Origin of the sequence: Microbacterium sp. MRS-1, from assembly GCF_000585455.1 — a bacterium.
Taxonomy (GTDB): Bacteria; Actinomycetota; Actinomycetes; order Actinomycetales; family Microbacteriaceae; genus Microbacterium; species Microbacterium laevaniformans.
Window position 1 is genome coordinate 1 of sequence record NZ_JAUF01000046.1, and the last position, 1,462, is coordinate 1,462.

At 70.0% G+C, this 1,462-nt stretch carries 1 protein-coding gene; it reads left to right on the plus strand.

The window, feature by feature from the left end; translation table 11 throughout:
• Positions 1-118 precede the first annotated feature (118 nt).
• The gene (locus tag AS96_RS09190; RefSeq protein ID WP_442921703.1) at positions 119-1,438 is read left to right on the plus strand and encodes an ISL3 family transposase; all 1,320 of its coding nucleotides are present in this window, start codon (positions 119-121) and stop codon (positions 1,436-1,438) included.
• Positions 1,439-1,462 lie beyond the last annotated feature (24 nt).

Below are 1,462 nucleotides of genomic sequence, written 5' to 3' on the forward strand. Positions count from 1 at the left end.
TCCGGCTCTTCGGACATTCGGTGGGGGTGAGGCTCGCCGGGTGATGGTCGGCGGGTAGGGGTCGAGGTCCCCGAGGATCAGAAGCGCTAACTCTCTGATCGACCACGAGGACCTCGACGTGCTTCACCCTACTTCGGGGTGCGCTTCCGCGCGCTCTGCTTGCTGTTCCTGCCTCCGCTGCGATCTGCTGCTGGGCCTCGATGGCGTCCATGTCGAGCACGTCGACCGCCGCGATGGGCTGCTGATCGTCACGGTCTCGAGCCCCGCGGCGCCGGCCGGGTGCCCATCGTGCGGGGTCGTCGCGACGGGCCGCGGGCGTCGCCGCCGGGTGTTGCATGATGTGCCGGGCGTGAGCCGGGTGCGGATCATGTGGCGGCAGCGGATCTGGCGGTGCGACGACGAGGACTGTGTGCGGAAGACGTTCACCGAGCAGTTGCCGGCTCTGGTCGCCGGCCGCGGGTCGATCACGACGCGCGCTATCGGCTGGGCGATCGGGCAGCTGCGCCGCGAGCACGCCACGATCGCGGGCCTGGCCCGGCAGCTCGGGACCTCGTGGAAGACCGTGTGGCGGGCGATCGAACCCGAGCTCGTCAAGCTGGCCGCCGATGAGACCCGGTTCGAGAACGTGACTACGCTCGGCGTCGACGAACACATCTGGCACCATGTCGACCCCCGCAGACGCGGCCCGAAGGAGCTGACCGGGATGGTCGACCTCACCCGCGACAACCACGGAAAGACGCGGGCCCGGCTGCTCGACCTCGTCCCGGGCCGGTCCGGGAAGGCGTATGCGTCCTGGCTCGGTGAGCGCGGCGACGCGTTCCGGCGCAGCGTGAAGGTGGCGGCGTTGGATCCGTTCGCCGGTTACAAGACCGCGATCGATGACAAGCTGCAAGACGCCACCGCCGTGCTCGATGCGTTCCACGTCGTCAAGCTCGGCACTGCCGCGGTCGACGAGGTTCGCCGCCGCGTCCAGCAAGGCACCCTCGGGCACCGCGGCCGCAAGGGCGACCCGCTCTACGGGATCCAGACCATCCTCCGCGCCGGGGCCGAGAACCTCACCGACAAGCAGCGCGCCCGGCTGGTAACCGCGATTGAGGCTGATCCCGCACACGACGAGGTGTTCATCGCGTGGCAGTGCGCTCAGGAACTGCGCTCCGCCTACCACCAGAAGGATCTCGCCGCGGGGCGGCGGATCGCGGAGAAGGTCGTCGACACGTTCCACACCTGCCCGATCCCCGAGATCGCCCGCCTCGGCCGCACCCTCCGCCGCTGGCGGGAAGCGTTCCTGGCCTACTTCACGACCGGGCGCTCATCCAACGGCGGCACCGAGGCCGTCAACGGGATCATCGAGCTGCATCGCCGCCTCGCCCGCGGCTACCGCAACCGGCACAACTACCGGCTCCGCATGCTCCTCGCCGCCGGCGGCCTCACCCCATGACCCCCACCGGATGTCCGAAGAGCC